At 64.2% G+C, this 24,404-nt stretch carries 23 protein-coding genes; 7 read left to right on the forward strand and 16 right to left on the reverse strand.

Annotated features, from left to right (window positions below; all coding sequences use genetic code 11):
• Positions 1-12: 12 nt before the first annotated feature.
• Genes AC5Y7V_RS27360 through AC5Y7V_RS27375 form a run of 4 tightly spaced genes read right to left on the reverse strand, consistent with a single transcriptional unit; the run spans position 13 to position 2,827 of the window.
• Positions 13-288, reverse strand: a complete 276-nt coding sequence (locus AC5Y7V_RS27360) for a hypothetical protein (RefSeq protein ID WP_085165299.1) — start codon at positions 286-288, stop codon at positions 13-15.
• Positions 289-327: 39 nt separating this feature from the next.
• A complete protein-coding gene (locus AC5Y7V_RS27365) occupies positions 328-1,263 on the reverse strand; it encodes a conjugal transfer protein (protein ID WP_499883183.1) in 936 nt (311 codons plus the stop codon).
• Between the two features lie 26 nt (positions 1,264-1,289).
• Positions 1,290-1,805, reverse strand: a complete 516-nt coding sequence (locus AC5Y7V_RS27370; RefSeq protein ID WP_499883184.1) for a hypothetical protein — start codon at positions 1,803-1,805, stop codon at positions 1,290-1,292.
• Between the two features lie 38 nt (positions 1,806-1,843).
• Positions 1,844-2,827: a hypothetical protein gene (locus AC5Y7V_RS27375; protein ID WP_085165294.1), complete on the reverse strand. Its 984-nt coding sequence runs from the start codon at positions 2,825-2,827 to the stop codon at positions 1,844-1,846.
• 459 nt (positions 2,828-3,286) lie between these two features.
• Between AC5Y7V_RS27375 and AC5Y7V_RS27380 the strand changes: the two genes are divergently transcribed.
• A complete protein-coding gene (locus AC5Y7V_RS27380; protein ID WP_499883185.1) occupies positions 3,287-4,099 on the forward strand; it encodes a hypothetical protein in 813 nt (270 codons plus the stop codon).
• A gap of 5 nt (positions 4,100-4,104) precedes the next feature.
• Here the strand turns inward: AC5Y7V_RS27380 and AC5Y7V_RS27385 are convergent, their stop codons facing one another.
• Together AC5Y7V_RS27385 and AC5Y7V_RS27390 are read right to left on the reverse strand one after the other, a co-directional pair.
• Entirely contained in the window at positions 4,105-6,858 is a 2,754-nt protein-coding gene (locus tag AC5Y7V_RS27385) for a helicase associated domain-containing protein (protein WP_499883186.1), read from the reverse strand.
• A gap of 92 nt (positions 6,859-6,950) precedes the next feature.
• On the reverse strand, positions 6,951-7,370 hold the full coding sequence (locus tag AC5Y7V_RS27390; RefSeq protein ID WP_499883187.1) for a phospholipase D-like domain-containing protein: 420 nt from the start codon (positions 7,368-7,370) through the stop codon (positions 6,951-6,953).
• A gap of 78 nt (positions 7,371-7,448) precedes the next feature.
• Between AC5Y7V_RS27390 and AC5Y7V_RS27395 the strand changes: the two genes are divergently transcribed.
• The 4 genes from AC5Y7V_RS27395 (at position 7,449) to AC5Y7V_RS27410 (ending at position 13,139) form a co-directional block, all read left to right on the forward strand.
• Complete coding sequence (locus AC5Y7V_RS27395) at positions 7,449-8,897, forward strand: tyrosine-type recombinase/integrase (RefSeq protein ID WP_499883188.1); 1,449 nt, start codon at positions 7,449-7,451, stop codon at positions 8,895-8,897.
• A gap of 101 nt (positions 8,898-8,998) precedes the next feature.
• Positions 8,999-10,615: a hypothetical protein gene (locus AC5Y7V_RS27400; protein WP_499883189.1), complete on the forward strand. Its 1,617-nt coding sequence runs from the start codon at positions 8,999-9,001 to the stop codon at positions 10,613-10,615.
• 218 nt (positions 10,616-10,833) lie between these two features.
• Complete coding sequence (locus tag AC5Y7V_RS27405; RefSeq protein ID WP_499883190.1) at positions 10,834-12,723, forward strand: hypothetical protein; 1,890 nt, start codon at positions 10,834-10,836, stop codon at positions 12,721-12,723.
• A complete protein-coding gene (locus AC5Y7V_RS27410; protein ID WP_499883191.1) occupies positions 12,720-13,139 on the forward strand; it encodes a hypothetical protein in 420 nt (139 codons plus the stop codon). Before AC5Y7V_RS27405 ends, AC5Y7V_RS27410 begins: the two co-directional genes overlap by 4 nt.
• A 476-nt stretch (positions 13,140-13,615) precedes the next feature.
• Here AC5Y7V_RS27410 and AC5Y7V_RS27415 read toward each other — a convergent pair whose 3' ends face one another.
• The 7 genes from AC5Y7V_RS27415 to csoR all read right to left on the reverse strand — a co-directional run bounded on the left by AC5Y7V_RS27415 (position 13,616) and on the right by csoR (position 19,198).
• A complete protein-coding gene (locus tag AC5Y7V_RS27415; RefSeq protein WP_499883249.1) occupies positions 13,616-14,284 on the reverse strand; it encodes a cation diffusion facilitator family transporter in 669 nt (222 codons plus the stop codon).
• Between the two features lie 35 nt (positions 14,285-14,319).
• Positions 14,320-14,694, reverse strand: coding sequence for an ArsR/SmtB family transcription factor (locus AC5Y7V_RS27420; protein ID WP_499883192.1), 375 nt, complete (start codon positions 14,692-14,694; stop codon positions 14,320-14,322).
• A gap of 282 nt (positions 14,695-14,976) precedes the next feature.
• On the reverse strand, positions 14,977-15,546 hold the full coding sequence (locus AC5Y7V_RS27425) for a hypothetical protein (RefSeq protein ID WP_499883193.1): 570 nt from the start codon (positions 15,544-15,546) through the stop codon (positions 14,977-14,979).
• Between the two features lie 72 nt (positions 15,547-15,618).
• Positions 15,619-15,858: a hypothetical protein gene (locus AC5Y7V_RS27430; protein WP_499883194.1), complete on the reverse strand. Its 240-nt coding sequence runs from the start codon at positions 15,856-15,858 to the stop codon at positions 15,619-15,621.
• A 179-nt stretch (positions 15,859-16,037) separates the two neighbouring features.
• Positions 16,038-18,401: a copper-translocating P-type ATPase gene (locus tag AC5Y7V_RS27435; RefSeq protein ID WP_499883250.1), complete on the reverse strand. Its 2,364-nt coding sequence runs from the start codon at positions 18,399-18,401 to the stop codon at positions 16,038-16,040.
• Positions 18,402-18,456: 55 nt separating this feature from the next.
• A complete protein-coding gene (locus AC5Y7V_RS27440; RefSeq protein ID WP_499883251.1) occupies positions 18,457-18,753 on the reverse strand; it encodes a DUF1490 family protein in 297 nt (98 codons plus the stop codon).
• Positions 18,754-18,838: 85 nt separating this feature from the next.
• Positions 18,839-19,198, reverse strand: coding sequence for a copper-sensing transcriptional repressor CsoR (gene csoR, locus AC5Y7V_RS27445; RefSeq protein WP_499883195.1), 360 nt, complete (start codon positions 19,196-19,198; stop codon positions 18,839-18,841).
• Between the two features lie 120 nt (positions 19,199-19,318).
• Between csoR and AC5Y7V_RS27450 the strand changes: the two genes are divergently transcribed.
• The gene (locus tag AC5Y7V_RS27450) at positions 19,319-20,074 is read left to right on the forward strand and encodes a copper chaperone (RefSeq protein WP_499883196.1); all 756 of its coding nucleotides are present in this window, start codon (positions 19,319-19,321) and stop codon (positions 20,072-20,074) included.
• Between the two features lie 113 nt (positions 20,075-20,187).
• On the opposite strand, the gene AC5Y7V_RS27455 is transcribed toward AC5Y7V_RS27450, so the two are convergent.
• Positions 20,188-20,652: a heavy metal-responsive transcriptional regulator gene (locus tag AC5Y7V_RS27455; RefSeq protein WP_499883197.1), complete on the reverse strand. Its 465-nt coding sequence runs from the start codon at positions 20,650-20,652 to the stop codon at positions 20,188-20,190.
• Positions 20,653-20,750: 98 nt separating this feature from the next.
• Between AC5Y7V_RS27455 and lpqS the strand changes: the two genes are divergently transcribed.
• On the forward strand, positions 20,751-21,242 hold the full coding sequence (gene lpqS / locus AC5Y7V_RS27460; RefSeq protein WP_499883198.1) for a putative copper homeostasis (lipo)protein LpqS: 492 nt from the start codon (positions 20,751-20,753) through the stop codon (positions 21,240-21,242).
• A gap of 668 nt (positions 21,243-21,910) precedes the next feature.
• Here lpqS and AC5Y7V_RS27465 read toward each other — a convergent pair.
• Together AC5Y7V_RS27465 and ricR are read right to left on the reverse strand one after the other, a co-directional pair.
• Positions 21,911-22,555: a DUF5134 domain-containing protein gene (locus AC5Y7V_RS27465; RefSeq protein ID WP_499883199.1), complete on the reverse strand. Its 645-nt coding sequence runs from the start codon at positions 22,553-22,555 to the stop codon at positions 21,911-21,913.
• Between the two features lie 606 nt (positions 22,556-23,161).
• Positions 23,162-23,452 (reverse strand): copper-sensing transcriptional repressor RicR, encoded by a 291-nt coding sequence (ricR, locus tag AC5Y7V_RS27470; RefSeq protein WP_499883200.1) that lies wholly within the window; start codon positions 23,450-23,452, stop codon positions 23,162-23,164.
• Positions 23,453-24,404 lie beyond the last annotated feature (952 nt).

The following is a 24,404-nucleotide window of genomic DNA, read 5'->3' on the forward strand; positions in this document are numbered from 1 at the left end:
AGCCTCGCTGCTTTACCCGCCGTATCCGCCGGACATGATGCCGTTGCCGTGCTTGTTGACGGTCTCGTGGAACGACACGGTCAACCCGACCGCTCCCAGCGCCAGCGCACCCAGCGCGATGGCGCCGATCAGCTTGCCGGCGGCGTGCGCGAATCCCTTGTGGATACCGAAGATCGCGCCGCCAATCCCGGAGATGATCAACGCGATGGCGCCCGGGAAGCGAAAGTCGTTAAAGAATGAGGGGACGGCGGTCAACAGGTCGCCGGCGGCAAGTGTGGTGGCAATCATGGTTGTGCGCTCCGTTCGTTAGTGATGTTGTTGGGGTGGTTAATTCGATGGCCGAGGTGTGGTGGGCACGACCGGGACCAGTTCATCGTCAGTGGATAAGACCGGTGCGCGGTTGATGCCCGCCACCGACCAATGCCCACCGACGCCCCGCAGCGTCAAGGGATAGCTCATCGCCACGTTGGCGTATTGCGAGGTTTGTGCGGTCACCTGTGCCAGCACCTGGACGGTTTGGCCGTCGGCGGGCTGCGCGGCCACCGGAGCGGTCGCCGTTACCGCCGTCACGATGGGCAGCGGGTTGCCATTCTCGTCCCTGCGGGCCAAATAAGGTGCACCAAGACCTGTGAGCATGGAATCCGTTGTCACATAGCGGGCGACGTCGCCAGTCCCGGTCAAGTAGGCGGACAGAAAACCGGAGGTCACCTGAAATGCCGGATCAACCGGCGCCAGCGTGGTGGGGTAGGCCTGCTTGAGATCAGCGCCAGGTCCGGGGCCTTGCACCTGGAACGGTAGGCCCGTTGCACGCGCACCGAACCGCGACCACAACACCGGCACCCGGTAGAGCGCTCGCGTCGGCGTCGCCGACTCATAGGGCCGTTCGTTGACACCGACGACCACCGAAAACACCTCAGCGGCATCGCCTTTGCCCGCGCTCCCCTCGAATGTGACCGCCACAACCGTCGGGGCTCCGATCACCACCGCCGGCGTCGACGGTAGATGCAGATCGGAGACGTTCAGTGACGCGAACTGAGTCAACGCACCCGCCGTCGCACTGGTCGCGGTCAACCACGTGGTCACGTAGTCTTCGGCCAGCGCGGACACCACAGCGGACTTGTTCACCACCACCCGGGCCGGCGCCACCACATCGGTTGGCTCACCAAACATGAACTGCCACAACGTGTGCAGCCCACTCAATGCCGCCAGCACGATCAGCGCGACGGTTGCGACCCGACGCGTGGTCAACGACGTCGACGACACCCGTCCCTGCCACGTCCTGTTCAGCTTCATCGCTGCCCCGCCGCATACTCAGCGACTGCATCGCGCATCACGACCGCGACACTGCCGCGCTGGCGCCGCTCCATGGCCGAGGCGCTCTTGACCCACTCGTACAACGTGGAATCCACCGCAGCGACAGCCTCGACGGCCGCCCGCCAGCCCCCGTCGTGATCGTCGCCGCCCAGTTGGCGCACCGTGTGCTCAAGCCACGCCAACGGCCGAGGCTGCTGCGAGGCGGCGTAGACCAGCGCCGTCAAAGGCCGCTGGGCCACCTCGCGCCACAGCATGTCGTGATCGACACTGCGGGGCACGCCCACTAAGCGGGGGACATCGCACGTCCTGGCGGCCAGGATGCTGTCCGCGAAGTCGAACGCTTCGCCGGTGGAGGTGACCGGAAGGACCGCCGCAACCCGTTGGGCCCGCTGTGGCCGGGCCGTCAGCACCGCGCGCGCCCACAGCGCGATTGCCGCGGCCGCGATCACCAGCACGGCGACCATTACGCCCCACGACATCGAGGCCGTCACAAGCTGAGCCGTACGCAAAAACGTATCTCCGAACATGGTTAAACCGCCTCGTGCCCAATAATTTTCAACGAACTAATCGCGAACGTCGCGTCTACCGGGTCGGAGCCGTCGCCACTGCCGCGGGCCGACCCCTCCAGCGGCGCCGTCGACGTCGGCGGCGGGGTTCCGGGGTCACCGAACAGGCCCGGCAAAACACCAGGTGCTGGGGATCGCGGAGTCGTCGCCGGGTCTGCCGGCGGGCGTGAGGTATAACGGATCAGCATCCGAATACGCGAGGCCAGAACTCGTTTGATCGGCTGCACCGCGTCACCGTGAACGTTCTGAGTGTTCTGCGTGACGATGGGAATGCTCGGGTCGTCGGGAAACGAATACTGAACGATCGTCACGACGCGGTGCTGCGACCATTGCGACACCCCGCTCGCGTCGAGGCCGGTCCAGCCCGGGGTCAGGGAGATCGCGGTGATCACGTAGGTGCGGCCCAGGTCGATCGAGATCACCTGCCCGTCACCGCCGCCGCGGACGCACACAAACGCGTTGTGCGGATCCATGCCCGACATCGTCTGCGCCGGAGTCGATCCCTCCGCGCAGCTACCCTGCGCATCTGCGGTGTAGGGAAGTGATCGATCCACCCCTGGCCCAGCCGACGCCGGCGCCGTCGGAGATGGCCTGGCCGCGGCGACCGCTTGCGGTTCGCTCAGCGACCCCACTGGTGGGGGCCCCGGCTGGGAATCGTGGGAGTAGAACATGATCGCCCCGACCAAAGCGGCGACGACGCCGCCCGCAACCAGACTGCCGAACCCCCACAGGATCTTGTGGTCGAAGCGCCCGGGGACGGCGACCTTGTCATCAGGGCCAGCCGGGGCTGCGTCAGCGACCGGCTCGGCAGCGACGTCGTCCTCAGACATCAACGCGGCGACATCCACCTCGCCGATGTCGTCGTCGCCGATGGGCACCTGGTCCTGGCCATAGCTGTTCAGGGCCTGGCCCCACTGCTCATCGGTGATCACGTCCTCGGTGCTCATCGCAGCACCCCGTGGGTGGTGATACGCGCGCAGATGTTCGATGGTCGGCGGCGCTGTACCAGCCGGTACTGGTCAAGGCCGCCGTGGTCCAGCACCGGCTGTGCAGCGACCGGCCCGACCCACAGCCCCGGCCAGCACGCGGCTGCCGGCGGCACCATGTGAACAGCTGGCGGCGCCATATAGGTGTTCCCGTGTTGCTTACTCTCTTGAAGGAGCGCGCCCGGCGCGCCCGCCGGGCTACCACGCCTTCCCGGTGCGGTCCGGGGACCCGCGCAATGAGCGATTACCGCGACTAAACCGCATATGAACAGCATATATAGGATGAATAGCCCCGCTGGGACCATGGTCGTCACCCCTTCCTCAACTGCCTAGAGACAATGCGGTCAACAACAGTTACTCTCACCTCTATGGGTGTTGATCATGGCACAGGAAAGCACAAACAACAACAGGTGAACACAGATGCGTCACATAACGCCTGATCGGTACGACGAACTGCGCCGCGAATGGATCGCCGAGCACGCCGGCATCTGGAACATGCAGAAGCGTCGCGCAGAGCTGCTCAACCGCCAGATCCGCAAGCGGATCCGCATGTCCGCCGCAGCGCGCCCAAATCCATACGACGACAATGTGATTCATCCGCATTGGGCGCGAAACGGGACGACGGTGGACATCATCATGGAGCGCATCGTCGTCGGGCTCTGCGCGCTGCTTGCCCCCGTCGGCTGGCTCGCCGGGCGGCTGCTCTACGAGTACCTCGTGCAGTTCATTCCAGGCCGGTTACGGGCCTACCCGATCCCGGCACTGTTCGCGGCCGCCGCCGGGATCGGTACCTTGACCGCACTGCTCTACAGCCCCGATGACAGCCTGATCGGCACCATCGCCCCGCCCTACGTGCTGGCCCAAATCCCGGCCACCTTCGCCGCGGCCGGCATCTACGGAATCCTCAACGGCTGGTTAGCCATTGACGGCTCGGCAAGCTGGTGGCCCCTCACCCCGGCGCCGCTGCCGGTCGACCTGACCATCCCCATGGGCCCTGACGACTTGACCGCGCCGCCGGTGTTCGACACCGACGACCCGCACCCGCCGGTCGACATGACCCCGCTGACACAGATCACACAGTCGCTGCAGTCACTGCACCTGGTCCGCGCCACCGCAGCGGTCTGCGCGATCGGGACCGCTTGGATGATCGGCGCCGTCGGCGTCGGGATCAAAGACGCCGTCGAACACACCGTGTCCTCACCCGCCTGGTCCTCACCATCGCAACTGCGCTAAGCGCGCTACCACGCCCATCCGGGTAAGGCTTCCAAGCGTGCGGACTGGCGGGCGCCGAGCTTGCGCCGCCGCGAAGGTTGGCGCATTTCGTGGACCCACAGCCCCAGAGCGATCCCGTCAGGGGTGCAGTAGTCCTTCGGTGGTGTGGTGTGCCCATGTTGTGCCGCATACGCCACCAGTGCAGCGAAGCTGGTCTCCCACGTCGATTTCTGGCGGTATTCCCATGACCAGCCCGGTAACTCCTCCAGTTGCCGGCGTTGCTCAACGCTGAGCCGGTTACGCCGGGCTGGCCTGCGCACACTGACCACGGATTGATTCAGCTTGACCAGTTCGGGACGTGTCGGGTCCCGCGGCGGGTAGGCGTGGTCGTGCTCGGCGGCGAAGGCGCGCAGCGCGGTGATGAAGTCCTCCCACTGCGCCTCGCTAGCGTTCCACGTCCATCCCGGCAACGCCTCGAGCTGCTTGCGCCGCGCCTCGGTCAACTTGCCCCGCCGGCGCCGCTGATCAGATACCCAACGTCCCAGTTGAAACCCGGAGTCGGTCGTGTAGGACTGCGGAGGTCGGGCACGACCCGTGCGCGCCGCGTAGTCGCGCAGGGCGGCGAAGTTGTCGTCCCAGCCGGTGTCGAGCGGATTCCACGTCCAGCCAGGCAGCGCCGCGAGGCGCCGCGCTCGCATGGCATCAAGATCGCCCCTGTGGTACAGCGACCGCTGCCTTTGCATCCAGTTCGCTAAGGCGGTACGCGGCCGAACACGAAGCTCGCCGGTGCGATCGATGTGTTCGGCGAGCTCATTGAACGCGTCTTCCCATCGGGTATCTGTGCGCGTCCACGTCCAGCCCGGAAGAGTTTCAAACCGTGCGCGGCGCTTCATCGACAACGGATCTTTGCGCAGAGTCCGGCGCTGATTGCTGATCCACGCCGCCAACCGCAACCCCTCAGCGCTGCGATAGCTGAACGGCGGGAAGGGATGCCCGTGTTTGGCGGCGAACTGTTGCAGCGCAGCGAAATTCTGTTCCCAACGGGCCTCGGTGAGGTTCCACGACCAACCCGGCAGCGCTTCGAGTCGTTCGATCCGTTCGGCCAGCAGCCGACCGCGCGCATACAGGCCACGCTGATGCTGAATCCACGTTCCCAGCGCGCTGCCGGTTTCGCTGCGATCTTTCCTCGCTATGTTGCAGTGCCCGTGCTGGTTGGCGAATCGCTTTAGGCTGGAATAGTTTTCCTCCCACTGGCGCGTCAAGGCATCGACAGTGTGGATGCTAAACGCCTGGAAAAACTGCTTGATCATTCGTCGTGAAAGCGTGGTAGGCACATGGATATCGAGAATGTCGCTTTTGACGTTCTCCTGCTCGCCAAGATCGGGGTCGGCCAGCTGTTCGCGGACCGCAGCCAGGTCTCGACTCAAACTGGGGTCATGGCTTTGCAGCGCCTTGAGGACCTGGCGTGTGCGGCGAAATTCGCTGACATCGATCACCGTTTCCGCGTCCTGGCTATCATCGACGGTCACCGCCAGCACGATCAGTGCAGGCCGATCGTGGTGAGGGTTCTTGCGGATAGCGCGCCCGACCGCCTGGGCCACGTCAACCTCCGACGCTCTGGGTTCGGCGAAGAAAACCGCATCCAGGGCGGGAATGTTGATCCCTTCGGTCAGACACCGCGCGTTGGTGACGATATTCCACTGATCGGCGCCCGGTACCGCCAGTGTTAGCGTGGCCGCAAGTCGATCGCGCAGCGTGGTGGTGCCGTCGATGTGCCTGATCGCCGCCGCTCGCCCGTCGGGGTTCAAACCTTGCGCGGTCAGTAGCGTGTGAACGCGCCCGAAGGTGGTCGCAAACTCTGCGCTGGCCGCGATCGTGTTGTGAAACGCCAGCACACTGGACAATTGGTAGTCCGCCGCGGCCTGGGTCAAAGCGATCGCAGCCGCCACATGATCGGCGCGCGCCACGCTGTCGTCGCCGGCGGCCAGGCTAACGAGCCGCAAGTCTTTGAGCGCGGCCGCGACCGCACTGTCCGACACGGCAATCACCGCGACCTTGAACGGCGACAGGATGCCCTGCTCGATCGCGTCGCGCGCCGGCAGGGTGAACACCTGCGGGCCGTAAAGGTCGGCATCGTCCATTGACGCCACCGTGCGCCGTCGCGGCTTGCCGGCCCGCGTGCGTGGTCCGCTGTGGACCTTCGGGGTTGCCGTGTAGAACAGGCGATGCTGCGACGGGATCTTCCGCGAATCCAGCGCCGCGGCAAAGGGTTTCCCCTGCAGGCCCGCGGTCCGATGCGCCTCATCGAACACCGCAACCGACCACGGCTCCATACCGTGCTCGGTGTGGGCAGCGGCGATCACCGCCAACGACTGGTAGGTGCAGAACGCGACACCCACACCCGTTAGCCCGGCCCGCCACGCAGCCACCCGTTGTGGTGATGTCGTGCTCGCGATAGACAGTTCGTCGCTGTGGATGTCTTCGGTGTCCCGCAGGTGCGCTGAACACACACCCAGCGCGGCGAAGTCAAACCGGGCTTGCTGTTGCCAAGTCCGATAGGTTTGTTCGAGCAACCCCAGCGTCGGGAACGTCACCAGCACTGCGCCGGGCCGGCCATCGAGCAGCTTGGCCACGGCGTGCACGGCCATCAACGTCTTGCCGGTGCCGCAGGCCGCCACGATCAGCGCCCGTTCCTGGCGTGCGTCCACGACATCAACCGCGGCCCGCTGATAACGGCGCAGACGTAGGCGCCGCGGACGGCGTCCACCCTGGTCAGGCATCACCCAACCACCGGCTCACCGCCGCGCCGGCGGCCGTAATGTCCCGCACTGAGCTCCACGATGCACATCTGAGCATTCTGCTCTCCGCACCGTCACGGGCCACCAGTCGGCGCCGATCCTGCGGCGAAATCCGCGTCGAACTGCGCCCGCACCGCAGCGACCACGTTCGGCGCGCCGGCCGCATCGACTTGCAGCGACAGCTCTCGGTTCTCAGTAAGGCTCATCGTCGACAGGTTGTGGCTGCCGATCAGCACCGAAAACCCATCGGTGACAAGGGCTTTCTCATGCACGTACAACCCGCCCGGCTTTGTCGCAAAAGTATGCACGACGCAGCCCGCGTGTTCGACGTCGCCGACCGCCGCCGTGGCTGCGGCATCAGCGTTGAGGACGATCCGGCACGCGACACCACGCCGCGCGGCCTGGCTAACCGCCGCCGCGACCGCCCGATCATGGAGTTCCCCGGGATGTCGGCGTGTTGGGGCGGTGTTTTCTGGTCGGATAGGTAACTTCACGGTGCAGTGACCGAGCCGAGCGATATGCCCCGTGAGTGGTTGTTGGCGTGGGCACGCACTGACAGTAGACCGCCGGAGATGTTCCATCCGCTGGCCGACGAATATGCGGACATAGACCAGCTGGAAATCGCTCATGACATTCCATTGGGCACGCCAGTATTGGTGGATCCTGACGGTGGTTGTGATATTCGGCTATGCAAGTTCTTTTTATCTCCGCATTTTGCTCGGCTGCGGTTTTCGACCAAGCATTCTTACGCGCTGGATCTGCGGTTGTGGATCGAGTATCTGGATTCGCGGGGCAGGGATTGGTCACAGGCCACGCCGGATGATGTGAGTACTTTTTGGCTGTGGCGATCGCGCCGCGACCTGAATGCACGTGCTGTGAGCGGGTCCAAGGCAAATCGTGAACTCGCTGCGATATCGCTTCTTTACCGGTGGGCCTCGCATGAGAGCCGGGGTCATGTTGAGTTCAACCCGGTCGAACGTGAGTCACTTCGGTTTGACGGCGGCCGTGGTGCCCAGGCGCGATATGTGCGCTCTAAGAACGTTGTTCGAGAGCGCGTGAAGTGGGTAACCCCTCGCACTTTCCGGTTGTGGCGCGACATCGGTATCGAGGGCTACACCATCGAGGGGCTGCGTGATGAGGCTTTTCGCGGGCGCACTGCATTGCGTAACAGGGCCATGGTTGAGTCGCTGTACGGGTCGGGACTGCGCATCACGGAGGCCAGTTCCCTGCTGCTTCCCGAACTGCCGGCGCGGGGAATGCCGGGAGCATTCAATGAAGCACACCTGTCCGCAGCGATCGCCAAGGGCGGGAAAGCCCGTATGTGGTATCTGCTGGACGACGCATCACTCCTCGTCGATAGCTACGTTGCGACCAGTCGGCGTGCCGCAGTCGAACGCGCGCGCCGGCAAGGCCGCTACGACAAGCTTCTCGCGATCGAAGTCTCGGAGATGAGACTCACCACCCACGCGATCAAGTACAAGTTCAACGGTCAGTGGCATGACCACCACAACATTGACATCGAGCGACGCACAAAGATGTTCGTAGACAATGGGGATGGCCCAGAGCCGCTGTGGCTGTGGCTCAACGAAGCCGGGATACCAATGACGAAGGATTCCTGGACTGACGTGCTGGCCGCTGCGAACGAACGCGTTGAGAAGGTGCTAGCCCAGGCGCGTCGAACCGGCCGCATCGACCGAAATACCAGGGCGCCCAGACTAAGTCCGCATAGTCTTCGTCATTCGTTCGCATTGTTCATGCTCGTCGCGTTGCATCGATCGATCGACGAACGTCACGGTACCGATCAGGTGAGTCACTATGACGAGGAACGATACCGCGCGGCGTGGGATATGGTGCGCGACCTCCTTGGCCACGCGAGTATCACGACGACGCAGGAAACGTACCTGGCGCCGCTCAATGGGGTGCGTTTGCGGGCGCTGATCGAAGGGCCCGACCTTCAGCGGGCGCTGCGCGGGTTGTCGCAGATCGACCCAAGGGTGGCCGACGTTGAGATCGTGCCATGACACGTACGCCTCGTCGCGAACTGTTGCCGCCGCCGGCCTTCACGGGACCCCCAGCAACGGCAGTCGGTGGCTTGTCGTTCACTGCTGTCAACGAGGACGGTATGGAATCGGTCTATATCACGCTGGAAATGCAGCCTGGTGCAACGCAACTCAGGTCCGAGCTGATTTCGGCGTTAGCAGACTTGAATGGCCCGCGCGGGCGCTGGCGGTCAGTCGAGACCGTGGCACAAGGCCGCACAACGATCAGACGGTTCCTGCGGTGGCTCGATCACGCCGGACACTGCCCACAGTCGGTCGCGGACCTCGATGTTGCGATCTGGAACGCATGGGTGCTGCACAACGGGGGCGAGGTCACCGCGACCGGCGTGAACGCCATCCGGTTTCTTCGCGCAATCCTGGGTTGTGCACCCGGACGGTCGCCGGCTCTTGTTGAGGCAATGGCACGCAGAGGTTGGACCGCTCCACCGCCCGTCCAGGAGTCATATAGCGAGGACGACCATCGACGGATTCGCCGGCAGGCCCGCAAAGTCATGCATGGCGCTGCACGACGAATCTCGGCTAACTACGCGTTGCTTGGGCAGCGCCGGGCAGGGATGACACTGAGTCCCGGTGAGCAGGCCAAGGCCGATGCGCTGATCGAAGTGTTGGAGACCGGCGAGGCCAGCACGACGAGGGTGTACAAAGCCGTGGGCGCGTATAGCCGTGAGCACCGGTCACCGAGCCGACGGCTACTTCACCAGACACTGTTTCTCGCACCGCACGAGGGGTGGGCGGCGGCGGTGTTGCTGGCAGCCGAAGCCGGGTGGAACCGCTCTGTGATTGACCGACTTGTTGTGCCGGATAACAGTATCGGGGCAGGCGAGGACGTGGGCGTGTACAGCGTGATGCTGAATAAGCCACGTCGCGGTTACCGCCAGCACTCGACGACGACGGTACTTGCGAATAGTGATGTGGGCCGGGCCCTGACATGGATCATCAACGCCACTGAACCCGCCCGTGCTGCCCTGGCACATTGCGGACATCCCACCGATCGACTACTGATCACCGACAGGTGGATGCGCTACTCACCGCAATCGCGTTTCCGCATGGGCATCCCCATCTTGGCCGAAGCCCCCGAATCGTGGCCAACAGACTTGTATCCGGTGTCGTTGCAGAAGCTGCGGCGTACATGCCAGGCACTGCTCGACCGGACACCAGCACAGAACTCCAGACGAACGCATGAGGACGTCTACCTGCGTAACGACAAAGCAACCCAAGACCGGGCCCGCGAGGTAGTCGAAACGGGGCTGCACGACGCGCTCTCTCAGGCCGAAACCATCGTGAAAATACAGGTTTTGGCTGAGGACCAAGTTAGTGACGAAGTCCGTTCCGGAAAGGCCGATACCGTTATTGCGGCCTGCCGCGACTATGAGCACAACCCCACCACGGGTACGACCTGTGTCGAGTCGTTCCTGGCGTGCCTGGGTTGTTCTAATGCCATCGCCACCCCACGCCACCTCACACGCCTCGTCGTGATGCACGACGCTCTCGAGGAACTCAGCAGCGCAATCGACACTGACGAATGGTGTGAGCGTTGGGACACACACTTTGTGCGCCTGTGCACTCTGCTGGAGCGGCACACGACCGCGGCCGAGCGCAGTGTCGCGCGATCTGCAGCGACCGACGCTGATCGGCTCATCACAACCAGGCTGCTATCGGGAGGCTATTCCGCCATATGACAACATCCCAACCTCGCGCGCACCCTGCCGCGTGGACTGTGCTTCCCAACGACCCATCCATCAACCCCGACCGCGTCCATGATCCGGATTGTGCAGTGTCGCAGTACGGAGATGACCGATGGGATCTCTCCGCGCTCGGAGCCCCGGTAAGCGTCAGGACGCCCCGGATCTCCTGGAATCGTTTTCCCGAGCAGTTCAGAGAATCTTTTCGCCGAGCTGTGTGGCTGGCCATCAACACGCCGACGCCGGTCGTACTGCTGGAGAAGCCAGGCGCGAATTCCGTCGAGTGGGCCAGCAGGACCAGTGTCCTCAAATACGTCCACTTTTGGGTGTGGTTCGCAAAATGGCTGCAGGAAAACGGAATTGACCGGCTGAGTGAAGTGACCAGAGCCGACCTTGAGAGGTTTGCCAGATGTGTTCAGGACGCCGACTTCACCCGGTCCACGAAAGCAGGGCTGCTGCGTGCGGTGACGCGGCTGTGGGCATACGCAACAAGTCTGCCTCCCGCCGACGCTCTGGTCATACCACCGTGGGAAGACGAACCGATCAGCGACTTCCTGCCGGTGAGTGCACGTGCCCCCGAAAACGCCACACCGATCATTCATCCCTCAACCATGGCGCCCCTGCTGTTGTGGGCGCAGCGGATGTTGGAGCTGGCGGTCGACATCGAAGCAGCAGCGCGGCGGTGGCAATCACTCATCGCAGCGGTGCCCAGGTCTCATTCCCGAGAAAGTCGTTCTGCCGCAGCAAACCTCGTCAACGGCTGGGTCAACAAAGGAATCACTAACCTGCCGGCGGCAATCAACAATCCCCGCCTGATCGACACCAAGTACCTCGCCGCCGTACACGGAGGCATACATCCCGCGCAACTGGGTGTGGCTGTGCGGGACAGCGGCGTCGTGTTCACCCGCAATCACGACACCCCGACACCGATCGACAGTCCAATCACTGCCATGATCGACGGAAAGCCTTGGTGCGACGCGATCAACAAGAACGACTTGTCGGCGTTACGGCGCGCGGTCCTTGGGGCAGCGCTCGTAACGGTCGGGTATCTGACCGGCATGCGCCCACATGAAGTGTTGGCGCTGCGACCCGGCTGCTGTTCTCGTGAACGTGTCAGCGCGACAACGATCCGTTACACGATCAATGGCCGCACGTACAAACGGGTACGCAAGGACGGTCGTGCCGATCCCGAGGGCGCTGAACGCTCGTGGACAACGATCGCACCCGTTGCCCGGGCCGTGGAAACAATCGAGCGCTTCTTCCCCGACAGCACCGTCCTTTTCCCTTCTGGATACGACGAAATACTGCCGGTCTCGACCGACAGGGCAGCAGAACTCATCAGAGTCCTTATCGACACCGCAAATTCGATCTGCGCACGACTGAACTTGCCGAAAGAGCAGTGGATACCAGTAGATCCAGCGGGCCAGGTGACACTGACGCGCTTTCGCCGGACCCTGGCCTGGCACATCCGGCGGCTACCGCATGGCCCTGTCGCACTGGCTATCCAGTACGGACATTTGAGCGTTGCGCAAGGAGAGGGCTACGCCGGCCTCACGGCCGCAGGATTCGCGGCCCTTCTGGATCGCGAAGAAGTCACCGCGCTGATTGAGAACATCGAGCAGGCCCGCCGTGACCTGACCGATGGGGCACAGGTATCCGGACCGGCCGCAAAACGACTCATCGAACTCGTTTCTCGAGGAGTCAGTTTCGAAGGCACATACCTCAGAGCCGCCGAAGTCCGCAGGATCAAGGTGGACGGCCGGTTGAAGTTCTACGACAATCCGCAAAGCTATCTTGCCTGCATGTTCGACCCAAACAAGGCGCTTTGCGGATCTAACCGGGCCCTCGGAGCCGCGCGCGAGCCGAAACTGGACAAGTGCCAGCCGAACTGCCCAAACATCGCCCGCACCGATCGACACATCGCCGGACTGGCGATCGAAGTCAGTCGTCTATTCAACGAGGCCGACAGCCCTCTGACCCCAACCCCGCTTGCACTCAGGCTCCGTACTCGCGCCGACACGCTCGGGACGGTCATCGAAAACCACCATGCCACCGCGATCAGACCGACAATGCCCAGCGATTCATCCTCGGAGGCGACGACATGATCGACACGGAGCCACACGAAACCGAGGACAAAGACAATGTGATAAAGCTGCTCGCAGCCATGGTCAAAGTGCTGTCGGGCCGGCCGATCCTCGCTACACCCGGCGACCTCACCATCACCGCAGTAGCCGTCGAAGCCCAGCTCAAACGACACCACCTGACACACAAGCACACTGACCTCAAAGACCTCTTCTACCAACTGCGTGACCACCACGCCAACCCGATGACCCAGCAGGCCGCAGCCGCCACCGCCGAAATAAAACAGCTGAAAAAGAAGCTCGCCGAAGCACACGACGACACCCGCAAGTGGAAAACCACCGCGCACACCTTCGCGCGAGCAATCAACGTCCTCACACTGGAGAACCACCGCCTCACGGAGCAGCCCACCAACGTGCGACCACTGCAGTCAGCTCGCTAACGACGCCGACGACGGACTGCGGACGGGCCATGTCGCATTATTGGCCCCCGTGGTGACCCTGAGAGCCGCACAGGCGTGGGCAACGGAACGGCATCTGTGGCGTCGCTGCCGTTAGCCCGGCAAGCGTTCCTTGAGGCGCCAAAACGCGGTCGCGCCCAAAAGATTTCGGTCACTTGGTCAGGTCCCGGGGCTTTTCCATTCGCGCTATCTCGTCGTTCCAGACCGATTGTCCGCCGGCATCAGCCACGCGGTAGATCTGGATCATTGACGAGATCCCCACTGCCGTTATCTGGGGTTGGATTGAGGTGTTTAGAACTGTTTCCTCTTAAGGGTTTTGCTTGCATCTGAGCTGATCGGGAACATCGAGATTTAGCGGTGTTCCCGATTATGGAAGCGCCGCGATGGTGATCTTGTGTCGCCAGTTAGGAGTCCCCAACGGCCAGCAGCAGTTTTGCCAATTCGGTTGTGCTGGTTGGCTAGCATTCGCAGTTCTCTCCGCGCCAGGATTGGATGCCTTCCCAGACTGCGGCCGAAGCGACACCCAGGCCGATGACTGGGTCCAGCCACCAGCCGCGGGGCCAGCTGGCGGTGATCGCCAGGCCGGCCAGCACGGCGGCAGCCTGCGTGGCGCAGAGGTAGTTCTGGGTTCCCTCGCCTGCGGTGGCCGCTGAATCCAGCTGGATGGCGAGTCTGTGTTTGGCGCGGCCGAGGATGGGCATGGCCAGCAGCGCGACGGCGGTAACCACGATACCTACCACGGAGGTTTCTGCCCGGTGCCCGCCGTGAAGGTGGTGGAGGGATTCGGCGGCAATGTAGGGGGCTAGGAGCCAAAACGATACGGCAACACCGCGTTGGGCGTGCCGCTCGGCGGTCTCGGAGAGGGTGCGCGCGCCAGTGAACCGCCAGATCACAATGGCACTGGCCAGGCCTTCGAGAGTGCTGCCCAGCGCCCATCCGGTCAGGGCTATCGAACCGACGGTCAACCCCTGCCAGAGCCCGAGGCCACCTTCGGTGAGCATCCAGGCCAAGCTGATCCAGGACAGCCACCGCGCCGACCGGGCCGCACGGCGCCACTGCGCGTGACGGACGGGCGATCCCGTCGGGGCGGCCCGGCCAGCATCGCAGCACGGGTGGCCGTCGATCATGGCAGGGGCTGTGAGGACGCCGGGGTCGGCGCCGGTCATCGGGTCGTCTCCAACGCGGCGCTGTCAACGCCATAGGTCGGGCATAGCGCCACGGCTTGACCGGTGGCCTCCAACACTGTTTCAGCCGACATGAGAACTTCGATCAGCGCGGGCTGAGTTAGTCGGAACAGCGAGGAGCGTCCCACCGGTTCGGAGGCTACCAGGCCGCAGTCGCGAAGGCAGGCAAGGTGTTTGGACACAGTGGACTGCGCCAACCCGACCGCCTCGACAAGGTCGACCACGCGCGCCGGGCCAGACCCCAGCTGGCGCACGATGGCCAACCGCGTCGGATCACCCAGCGAACGAAACAACGCCGCGGCCGACGCCAGCCCTACCCGCACCGCTTCACCGGAGGTATCAATCATCGCCATACAACGATGTTATCGCCACCTGTCCCTATTGGTAAACGAGGAGCAACCGCGGTGGCTCGACACCTGGGCCCAGAGAGGTGGGCGACCCTGGAACGGTTCCACGCTCGGCACCACCGCGCAGTCCGACCAAGGATGAACGTCCTTAGCGCCGTGATGATTTGGGCTGCGAAGGTTTGTCTAATTGCCGAAGCGGGCGATCGGCATGACGTAAGCGGGAGATTGTGGTGAGCAGTTCGATAGTCCCAGTGTGGAGCGGCCAAGGGCGAGCCACACCGGCTGTGACTATGGTCGTCCGCGGGGTCCCATCATGCCACCAGGTCCCATCATTCCGCCCATCATGGGTTGCATCATTGCGGGCATGCCGTCGCGTACGAAACCGCTGACTTCACGGGCATGGTTGCGGATGGCGTCGGTCAGGGCGGGATCCTCAGAGGTTTCCTCGGCGATGACGCCGGTGGGTGTGAGCGTCAATTGGCGGCGGTAGCCGCGGGCGTTGCGGAATAGCGTTGGCAGGCTTTGGCTCATGCACATGACCTCAGAACCCTGGTCGAGGTGGGAGTACATGCTGGAGACGTGTGCGTGCAGTTGCGCGGTGAGATCGGCAGCGGTTGATTGGGTGGTGGTGCGTACGCCGCCGGGAATGTCCTCGACCGTGCGCGTGATTTCGTTGTGTCGGTTGAACATCTCCATGTAGAGGCTCATGTCGGCCGGACTCGCGCCCATCATTCCGCCGTCGATGAGGCGGATGCGCAGGCCGGGTGAACCATGGATTCCGCGCAGCGCGTATCCGATACCCATGGCTGCGCTCGCGCCGAGCGCAGCAAGGACTGTCCGCCGGGTGAACCTAGCCATGTGGTCGCCTCCTGCGCAGCTCTGTGAGGTCTCTGCGATCAATGGGCTTGGTGCTCAGAACTTCCCGGGCAGCTACATCAATCGGCGGTAAAAGTCGTCGTCGCTTCCGCTTTCCACAATGCGAGTTGAGACCGTGACGTCGGGCCGGTGGCGGGTGGCGCGCGTCGGGGCCGGTGGATCGTGTGGCTGCCTGGCGGCCATGCGGACCGCCAGGACTATGGCGGCAACGAGGGCGCCCCATAACGCCACCATCACCGGGATGTTGACGAGCACGCTGCACCAGCCCCAGCCATGTCCGCCGTACCGCGTCATCATCGCAGTGCCTCCCATCGTTGGCGGCCGGTTGTTGTGTGAGGTATCGGTGTGCACCGTCGCGACACCGATGGCTGGTCCGGCGGAATGTGCAGGACTGAAATTGTCTCTGCTGCCGTTAAATTCGTGGCCGGTGTCATCGCTGTCTCCCGTTCGTGATCGCTACTGGGCGGTCAAAATCACCGAATCAACGCCAGTTCGGGCGCGCGGTGTGGGACCTGTACTCGTTGCTGTTGGGTGGCGCGGCCGAAGCGGCGCAGCCGCAGCGAGTTGGTCACCACGCTGACCGACGAGAACCCCATCGCCGCACCCGCGATGACGGGGTTGAGCAAGCCGAATGCGGCCAGGGGGATCGCGGCGGTGTTGTAACCGAAGGCCCAGCCAAGGTTCTGATAGATGGTGCGCAGGGTCTGCCGGGACAGCTCGATGGCCTGCACGACACCGTCGAGTCGCCCGGACATCAGGGTGATGTCGGAAGCCTCGATGGCCACGTCGGTACCGGTGCCGATCGCGATGCCCAAATCGGCCTGCACCAGCGCGGGCGCGTCGTTGACGCCATCGCCCACCATGGCGACCACCCGACCCTCGTCCTGCAGGGCCCGAATCGCGGTGACCTTGTCCTCGGGTAGCACCTCGGCGAGCACTCTCTCGATACCGACCTGCGCGGCGATCGCGGCCGCCGTGCGCGCGTTGTCGCCGGTGATCATGGCGACGTGTAGCCCCATGGCGTGCAGGTGGCCGACCACGTCGGCGGCGTCGTCTTTGACCGTGTCGGCCACCGCGAGCACACCCACCACCTGGCCGTCGCGGCCGACGAACACCGCGGTGCGGCCCTGTTCTTCGAGCTCTGCGGCCGCCGCCCCAAGGTGCTCGGGCAGCTCCAGATCGTTTTCGACGATGAGTTTGCGCCGCCCGACCAACACGGTGTGGCCGTCGATATCGGCCCGCACGCCGTGCCCGGCCAGGTTGGCAAACGCGGTGGCGGCCGGGATCTTCAGCCCGTGCTCGCGCGCACCGGCCACAATCGCCGCACCGATGGGGTGTTCGGAGCCCGATTCGACCGCGGCGGCCCACCGCAGCACCAGATTAGGCTGGCGGCGCTTGCCGGCAATGACATCGGTGAGCCGCATCTGGGCGCGGGTGAGGGTGCCGGTCTTATCGAACACCACGGTGTCGATCTTCTTGGAGGCTTCCAGCACCTCACCGCCTTTGACCAGGATCCCCATATCGGCACCACGGCCGGTGCCGACGGTGATCGCGGTGGGGGTGGCCAGGCCCAGCGCGCACGGGCAGGCAATGATCAGCACCGCCACCGCCGCGGTCATGCCGGCAATCGGGTTGGCCGCCAGCAGTGTCCAGCCGGCAAACGTCGCGGCGGCAACCCCGACGACGGCCGGCACGAACACCGCCGAGACCCGGTCGGCCAACCGCTGGACCGGGGCCTTGCCGCCCTGTGCTTGCTCGACCAGACGCACGATCTGGGCGAGCGCGGTGTCGGCGCCGACGGCAGTGGCCCGCACGGTCAGCACTCCGTCGGTGTTGACGGTGGCCCCGGCGACATGGTCACCCACTGTCTTTTCGACCGGAACGGATTCGCCGGTCAGCATCGACTCGTCGATGGCGGCGCGCCCGTCGGTGACCTGACCGTCGACCGGGATCTTCTCTCCCGGTCGCACCCGCACCAGGTCTCCGACGCCCACCTGATCCACCGGAACGAGCAGCTCCTGGCCGTCGACGAGCAGGCAGGCTTCCTTGGCGCCCATCTCGAGCAGCTTGCTGATCGCCTCGGACGCCCTGCCCGTGGCCCTAGCCTCGAAATAACGGCCCAGCACCACGAACGCGATGATCAACGCCGCGGTGTCGAAAAACAGTGGCCCACCGGCGAACAACTCATAGGTGGAGTAGCCGAACGCGGTCAGCGTGCCCAGCGCGATCAGCGTGTCCATGTTCGCGGACCCTGCCCGCGCCTGCTGTACCGCCCCCTTGAGGAACGGCCACCCGGCCACGAACTGCACCGGGACCGCCGCGGCAAACGCCACCCACCCCGCCCACGGATAAGCGCCGAACAACATTGGCGCAGCCATCGCCAGCAGCCCGAGCGGCATTGCCAGCCACAGCCGCCGCAGCCACGTCCGGCGCTGACGCTGGTTGTCCTCGCGCGGCGACACCCGACCGCAGCTGGCCGGCCCCGACCCGCAGCCGCCGCCACTGTCGACCTCCGGCGCGCGGGCTTGCACGCCACGGCGCAGGCCAAACACCGCCAGCCCGATCCCACTGGCAATCCTGCGCACCACACCAATCTCGCGGATGTCAGCCGAGTGCGGGGCACGCGCAGGCACCAACTCCGCCGGGACGTGCTGGGCCTCGGCGATCGCCGCCACAACGGGGGCGGTATCGCAGCTTTCGGGTGAATACCAGACCACCACCGAAGCCGTACGCGGATAGGCACACACCGCGCGCACACCGGCCACCGTGGCAACCGTCTCCTCGATCGCCACAGCCCGCACCGCATCGACACGAAACCCTGTGACGTGCACCCGCATTCGGCCGCACGCGTCGGAGACGACTTTCAGCGTGAGATCGCCGTCGGCGAGCGTGTCAGTGGTCATGGTCGTTGCCCGAGTCCACCACCGCCACCGGTGTGACGTCGTCCCCGAGGCGTTCTTTGGCCTCGGCGATCACGTCGGCCGCGGTCAGTCGAGCCCGCTCGGCGCTTTCGCCGGCCTTGCGCTCGGCCTCGCGGCCAACGCGGATCCCCCATGCGGTCACGGTGACGGTGGCCCCGCGCAGCGGAATTTTGGCCACGCCTTTGCGCAGCACCTCATAGGCGGCAACCCCGACCGCGCCGGTGACCACGGTGGGCACCGCCTTAGCCATCAATCCATGTAACGCCAACATCTTCCACGCTCCCTTGTCATCTCATCGCCGCGCCGCATCGCGGCGTGTCGTACTACTGGCCGACACGAAAATATGGTCGCCGTTACTTCGGGCTCCCTGCCGTTGCCGGTTCTTGCCCGTTAGGTTCGCCGACCGCAGCACCACCGAGCTGGGCCTGCGGGCCGGTCAGCGCCGGGGTGAACTTGACGGCATCAACCAGCTCGTCGATGGCGGCCTGCCCACGGCCATCGAGCACCGCCGAGGAAAAACACGTCTCCAAGTGGTTGTGCAACATCACCCGGTTGGCCCGCTCCAGCGAGGACTGCACCGCGGAGATCTGCTTCATCACATCCACGCAATACGCGTCGGATTCCAGCATCCGGATGATCCCGTCGAGATGGCCCCGCGCCGTCTTGAGCCGATTCAGCGCCGCATGCTTTTTCGCCGTCAATTCCTCACCCATCGCTGCCTCACCACTCCCGTTGAGAACCGGACTTCGACCCAGTGTAGCCCACCCCACCCCGGGTGGGTAGTGCTCAGGCAGTTATCGTATCGTGGGCATCAAACGAAGGGAGTCGCGTAAGTGGACACCAGGCAAGGACGCGGGCGATTGTGGGCCGATATCTGGTTGCCGGCAGTGCTGCTGGGTGTGGCAGGCCTGGGCTGGTGGTGGTCAGTGGTCAGCGCCGCGAGCATGCGCGGCGACGCGATGCCGATGGACACCGGGTCCACGATGTCGTTGGCCGCGTTCCTCGTTGCGTGGGTCGCCATGATGGCGGCGATGATGCTTCCCGCGGCCCTACCCATGGTCGGCCGGTACGCCCGCGCCGCGGCGGACAACGCCGCAGCAGCGATCGTCTTCGTGGCCGGCTACCTGGCCGTGTGGACCGCGGTGGGCCTCCCGGCCTTTGTGGCCTCGACTCACCTCAACCCGGTGCTCCACAGTTGTCCGTGGGTCGGCCGGGTGGCCGGCGCGGTGGCAGTGGTTGCGGGGCTCCATCAGCTCACGCCGTTCAAGGCGACGTGTCTGCGCCACTGCCGCCGGTCCATGTCGTTGACTGCCAGCCCAGGCGACCACCTCAACAGTCCCGCCCGGGCGTTGCTTGCCGGAGGCCGCTACGGCATCTACTGCCTGGGTTCTTGTTGGATGCTGATGGTAGTCCTGATCGCTTTTGGGACAATGCAATTGGCGTGGATGCTGGCGCTCTCGGTTGTCATTTGGCTGGAAAAAGTCGCGCCGTTCGGCGATCAGCTCAGGCGCCTGACAGCGGCGGTACTCGCCGTCCTCGGCGTCGTGCTACTGGTGCACCCGACGTTTGTCACCCACCTCATCTCCTAAGGCGGCGCGGCCTTGGTCAAGTACTTTGATTTCGGCTTTGAATGGGCCGATCCCGGTGGCGTCTACCCACCCACAGCCGAATAGCCCAGGAAATTAACGGCTTTCGCGGCGTCCTATACGCCGCCGGTGTTCACTGTCTTGTCGCGGGCATGGCTGAGTTCGACGGTGGCGTCCGCATTGAGGTCGCTTTCCAAAATCCAGCAGACCGTGGAATGGTCGTGTTCGGTGGGCGCGGCGTGCGACGCGTGATCGAGAAGGGCCTGCAAGTGGCCTTCGAGAGCGACGAGTTCGGCGACCTGCGCGCGGACTTGGTCGAGACGGGTGTTGAGGACCTGTCGGACGTGCCCGCACGGCACCTCGCCGCGATCATGGATCGCCAGGATTTGGCGCACCTTGTGCAAGGTCAGCCCGGCCGCTTGGCCCCGACGGATGAACCGCAGCCGATCGACGATCTCGGGCCCATAGTCGCGATACCCCGACGCGGTCCGTGCTGGTGGCGGTAGCAGCCCCGAGTCCTCGTAGAAGCGGATGGTTTTGGCGCTGGTGTGGGCGAGCTTCGCCAACTCGCCGATCTGCATAGCACCCTCCTTGACATTCCAGCCTACTGGAAGGATAACACTGAGTGGGTGTCAGCTTGTGGCGCAGGGCGCGATCATCAAAATTGGCGGTGAGCGCGGTGAGCACAGCGGTCGTTTCGGTCGCCGGAATCTCCTGCGAGATCCCACGACCGCCATCGAAGGCGCGCTCGGCCCCCTCGACGGCGTCACACGGATGCTGGAGTGCCAGCCGACTGCGATCGGTCATTACGATCCTGGTCACAGTGGGGGTGCTCCTCGGCGTCCCCGGTTGTTGGCTGGTGAGATCCCAACCCTCTGCATCGAACCCAGCGCACCCCTCACTCACCTCCCTGAGCCGTGAGTTCACCGCCGACGCTGGCCCCGCGGCCGGTGACTGCGCCATGTCACCGGCATGCCCCCCGTCGTTGGCGATGGCGGTGCTCCCACCGTCGGCCACGGTTCTTGTTGCGCTCGGGATCGCCGTGGTGCTGACCGCCATCGGCGGTTCAGTTGCCCACCGTGTGGCACCGGCGAGGCGAGGCCCCCACCGTGGCGTCGTACCCCATACCGGTCAAGACATTTTGACCCGGTTCTGTCTCGCCCGTCGCTGATCGGACAGCGCTAGGCCGTTGCGCCTTACCCGCCGCGGCCAGTGACCAATGACCTTGTCAACGGCGGGCTTTAACGCGAGAACCCGCTGTCGACGCGACGATCAACCTGCGCTCGTGGTGGCGTGTCTCGTCCTCCGATGAGCTTTCGGTCAAGAACTCGTGCAATCACCACGACCGCCCGGTAGGCCCCAAGCCACCAGAGACGCTTTGCCCCGCGTGAGGGGCCCTACGGCCCCTGCCCGGTATCGGGCTCGGCGCACGACAGCGGGAGCAATCGGACAACACGATAGTGAAAGAAGAATCTGATGAAAACTAAAGCTAGGCAGGTGATCGCGTCGCTCGGTGGCGCGGGTGCGGTTATTTTTGCGGTCGAATTTGGTAGTAGCAGCGGTCAGTTGCCAAGCAGCACAACGACAACGATTTCATTCGGCGTGACGACAGCGCCCACACCGTCGGTCCCTCTCGGCGGTGGCGGCCGGGCCAGTCCCCGCAGCTGCATCCTCCGCCTGAACTGTGGCCCGATAACACCCAAACATCCCAAACAACCCGGACTGCCCATACCCCAAACACCCTCGCCTCCGCGGGCACCCGACCTTTGGGACAGTTCAGTACGACCATCGAGATAGTGCAGCGGGCAGGACGCTTGGCCGCTTAGGCGGTGGGCCGCGTTACAGCAGGGCGCCGAACATCAGGGCGGTACCGGCAGCCGTGCAGCACTGATACACCGGTGCCAAATGCGCGGGGCGCAAGATGGATGGCGCGGGGTCTGTACGGCGCCAGGCGAGGTAATGACATGCCCAGTACAGGGCCACGACGGCGAAGCTGAGGGTCGCGACCCAGTTCACCGCGGTGATCCACTCGCCACCAGATCCTCTCGGCAAGAACGCGCGTGGGGTCGTCATGGCCATTTCGGACATATCCATCGCCGGTGCCCCTGACGGTGCATGATCGAAGGAATGAACAACCTGGCCGTCCAAGTCACCGTTCATCACCGCGAACATCCACGCCATTGCTGCCGCCATCACGGCGTAGTAGCCATTAATGAATTGCTCTCCAGTCGCAGTCGACGTTCCGGCGGCTGCACGGGCGAACCACAGGCCCGCCAATACGAAGAAAGTCATGGTGGCAACGGTCGGTAGGTTCATTCCGATTCCCCACACCATCACGATCATCGCGACCGACATCGCAAGGTGCAGCAGATGATTGACAGCGTTAGTCCACCGGCGGCCTTGGGCCACAAGGATATACAGATAGATCGCGATGCTGGCGCCAAAGAGCACGGTGACAACCCACCGCAGCGTCAGATCACTCATCGGACCAGCTGACATCGCGACAACGTCGAGCGCCACGCGCCCACCAGCACATGCCCTGTGTGTGCAGGCCTGGCGTACCGGGGCGCGGTGAGCCTGTGCCGGGTGAACGACAGTGAGTTCGTCACATCTGTGCCTTTCGGATTATCGGGCGGATCTGCCTGGTGGGACTGACCACGCCAACTGTCCACCGGCAGGGGCGGTTTCGTTGGTGCCGCGGTGAGTGGCTTGTCGCGATCACGCACGGCCAGTAAATGCCCCCGCGACGCTGGACGTCTCGGGGGCATGTCGGGCTCGGCTGGAAGGTCCGTCTGACCTGGCAGGGCAGCTTAGCGGTGAGGAGTATCAATCAGATCAGCCCAGGCGCCGACAAAACTGTCGAAGCCTGGGCTGACGGAGATCAGTCGTTGCAGGTGCACTCAGGGTGACCGCAGTTGCAGCCGGCAGCTTGGGTGCAAGCGGAGTCGCCGCACGTGCAGCCGGTGGATTTGCAACAGCAGGTGTTATTTTCATTCATACCCGGGACGGTACCCCGGTAGGGTACATCAGTCAAGCGCTAGGTGCGTGCCGGTACGGGCTGGGGCTTGCGTCGCCGGCCTATCGCATTGATCAGGAACGCACGAGTCGTGCGATAGCCGCGGAGGCTTCCGCCAGCTTCACGTCAGCCTCGTTGCCTCCCTGGGTAAGTGCTTGGCTTACGCAATGGTCAAGGTGGTCATCGAGCAGGTTTAACGCCACCGACCGCAACGCACTGCTGGCCGCGCTGATTTGGGTAAGGATGTCGATGCAGTACTTGTCGTCGTCGATCATCTTGGCGATGCCGCGAACTTGGCCCTCGATTCGGCGCATTCGCTTGGCATAGGTGTCCTTGTGGCCTACATATCCGCGTTTCATTTCCATTTTGGCTCCCAGCACATCGTCGGCGTTACCGCTTGGTGACGAGCAAGGTCGGCCACCACTGACATCTTCTCAACCAGAGTACCCAGCGGGGGTACCTAATTCCATTTCGAGGTAGTGCTTCGTGCGTCGATTGGAGTCGCGGTCCCTACAAACTTATTAGGGGTTAACTGGGCCAACCTGTACCTCCAGCTGCAACGGCGGCACGCGTACCGCATCGGGCGCCGCACGAGGAAGAGCAGCACTCGGGGCGCTGGCAGGCCGATCAATTCATATACTACTCTAGGGGGGTATGGTATACTGCGGTATGGACACATTGGCGCGTGTAGCTTTGGTAGTCATGCTGGGGACTGCGGGCCTGGGGGTGGTCGATTTGGCTACCCCCACTCCCGCGTACGCCCAAATCGCCGCACAAGGGCATGGGGGCGGATGTGTGATGTGCCGCATACATCACAGATAGTCCCTCTGGATAGAGCTGAACCCGACCACGTCAGCCTTGTGCTGCGTGCGCGCGGCCGCGGGGAAAGGTGCAGGCCTCCCTCGGGGACTGACTGAGTCACTACGGACGCGCCGTTCACGACAACGTAGTAATGCCAACTGTTTTCACGGGCATCAACGCCGGCCATATGCGACTACTGAGGCCGGACCGGATTCCCTGCAGTATCTGCTGAGCATCAAAATTATGCCGACCGGCGAGCGGCTGATCGCAGGAACAACTGAGGCCGCCGAATGGGTTGTCGGGCTCGGCACCAACCGGGGCGGCCACGCCAAGTGCGATGCCGATATACACCAGGAGAGCCGTGAAAAGACGGAAGCGCCGGCTCATTGCGGGAATTGCGTTCACAAGCAACCGTCTGCTGAATACGCAAACCGCGCAGCCGCACTTGCTCTCGGAAGCATTGCCGCGGAACGCCTCACCGCAGTTGCAGACGATGGACGCGCACCGGCGAGATGA

It is taken from the genome of Mycobacterium sp. NGS34 (genome assembly GCF_059812845.1).

What these genes read in the sequence shown, in the direction of transcription:
- AC5Y7V_RS27360 (WP_085165299.1), bottom strand. Translation starts at nt 288, where the DNA reads ATGATTGCCACCACACTTGCCGCCGGCGACCTGTTGACCGCCGTCCCC.
- AC5Y7V_RS27375 (WP_085165294.1), bottom strand. Translation starts at nt 2,827, where the DNA reads ATGAGCACCGAGGACGTGATCACCGATGAGCAGTGGGGCCAGGCCCTG.
- AC5Y7V_RS27380 (WP_499883185.1), top strand. Translation starts at nt 3,287, where the DNA reads ATGCGTCACATAACGCCTGATCGGTACGACGAACTGCGCCGCGAATGG.
- AC5Y7V_RS27385 (WP_499883186.1), bottom strand. Translation starts at nt 6,858, where the DNA reads ATGCCTGACCAGGGTGGACGCCGTCCGCGGCGCCTACGTCTGCGCCGT.
- AC5Y7V_RS27395 (WP_499883188.1), top strand. Translation starts at nt 7,449, where the DNA reads ATGTTCCATCCGCTGGCCGACGAATATGCGGACATAGACCAGCTGGAA.
- AC5Y7V_RS27400 (WP_499883189.1), top strand. Translation starts at nt 8,999, where the DNA reads ATGGAATCGGTCTATATCACGCTGGAAATGCAGCCTGGTGCAACGCAA.
- AC5Y7V_RS27410 (WP_499883191.1), top strand. Translation starts at nt 12,720, where the DNA reads ATGATCGACACGGAGCCACACGAAACCGAGGACAAAGACAATGTGATA.
- AC5Y7V_RS27415 (WP_499883249.1), bottom strand. Translation starts at nt 14,284, where the DNA reads ATGATCGACGGCCACCCGTGCTGCGATGCTGGCCGGGCCGCCCCGACG.
- AC5Y7V_RS27420 (WP_499883192.1), bottom strand. Translation starts at nt 14,694, where the DNA reads ATGGCGATGATTGATACCTCCGGTGAAGCGGTGCGGGTAGGGCTGGCG.
- AC5Y7V_RS27425 (WP_499883193.1), bottom strand. Translation starts at nt 15,546, where the DNA reads ATGGCTAGGTTCACCCGGCGGACAGTCCTTGCTGCGCTCGGCGCGAGC.
- AC5Y7V_RS27430 (WP_499883194.1), bottom strand. Translation starts at nt 15,858, where the DNA reads ATGACGCGGTACGGCGGACATGGCTGGGGCTGGTGCAGCGTGCTCGTC.
- AC5Y7V_RS27435 (WP_499883250.1), bottom strand. Translation starts at nt 18,401, where the DNA reads ATGCGGGTGCACGTCACAGGGTTTCGTGTCGATGCGGTGCGGGCTGTG.
- csoR (WP_499883195.1), bottom strand. Translation starts at nt 19,198, where the DNA reads ATGGGTGAGGAATTGACGGCGAAAAAGCATGCGGCGCTGAATCGGCTC.
- AC5Y7V_RS27455 (WP_499883197.1), bottom strand. Translation starts at nt 20,652, where the DNA reads ATGCAGATCGGCGAGTTGGCGAAGCTCGCCCACACCAGCGCCAAAACC.
- AC5Y7V_RS27465 (WP_499883199.1), bottom strand. Translation starts at nt 22,555, where the DNA reads ATGAGTGATCTGACGCTGCGGTGGGTTGTCACCGTGCTCTTTGGCGCC.
- ricR (WP_499883200.1), bottom strand. Translation starts at nt 23,452, where the DNA reads ATGGAAATGAAACGCGGATATGTAGGCCACAAGGACACCTATGCCAAG.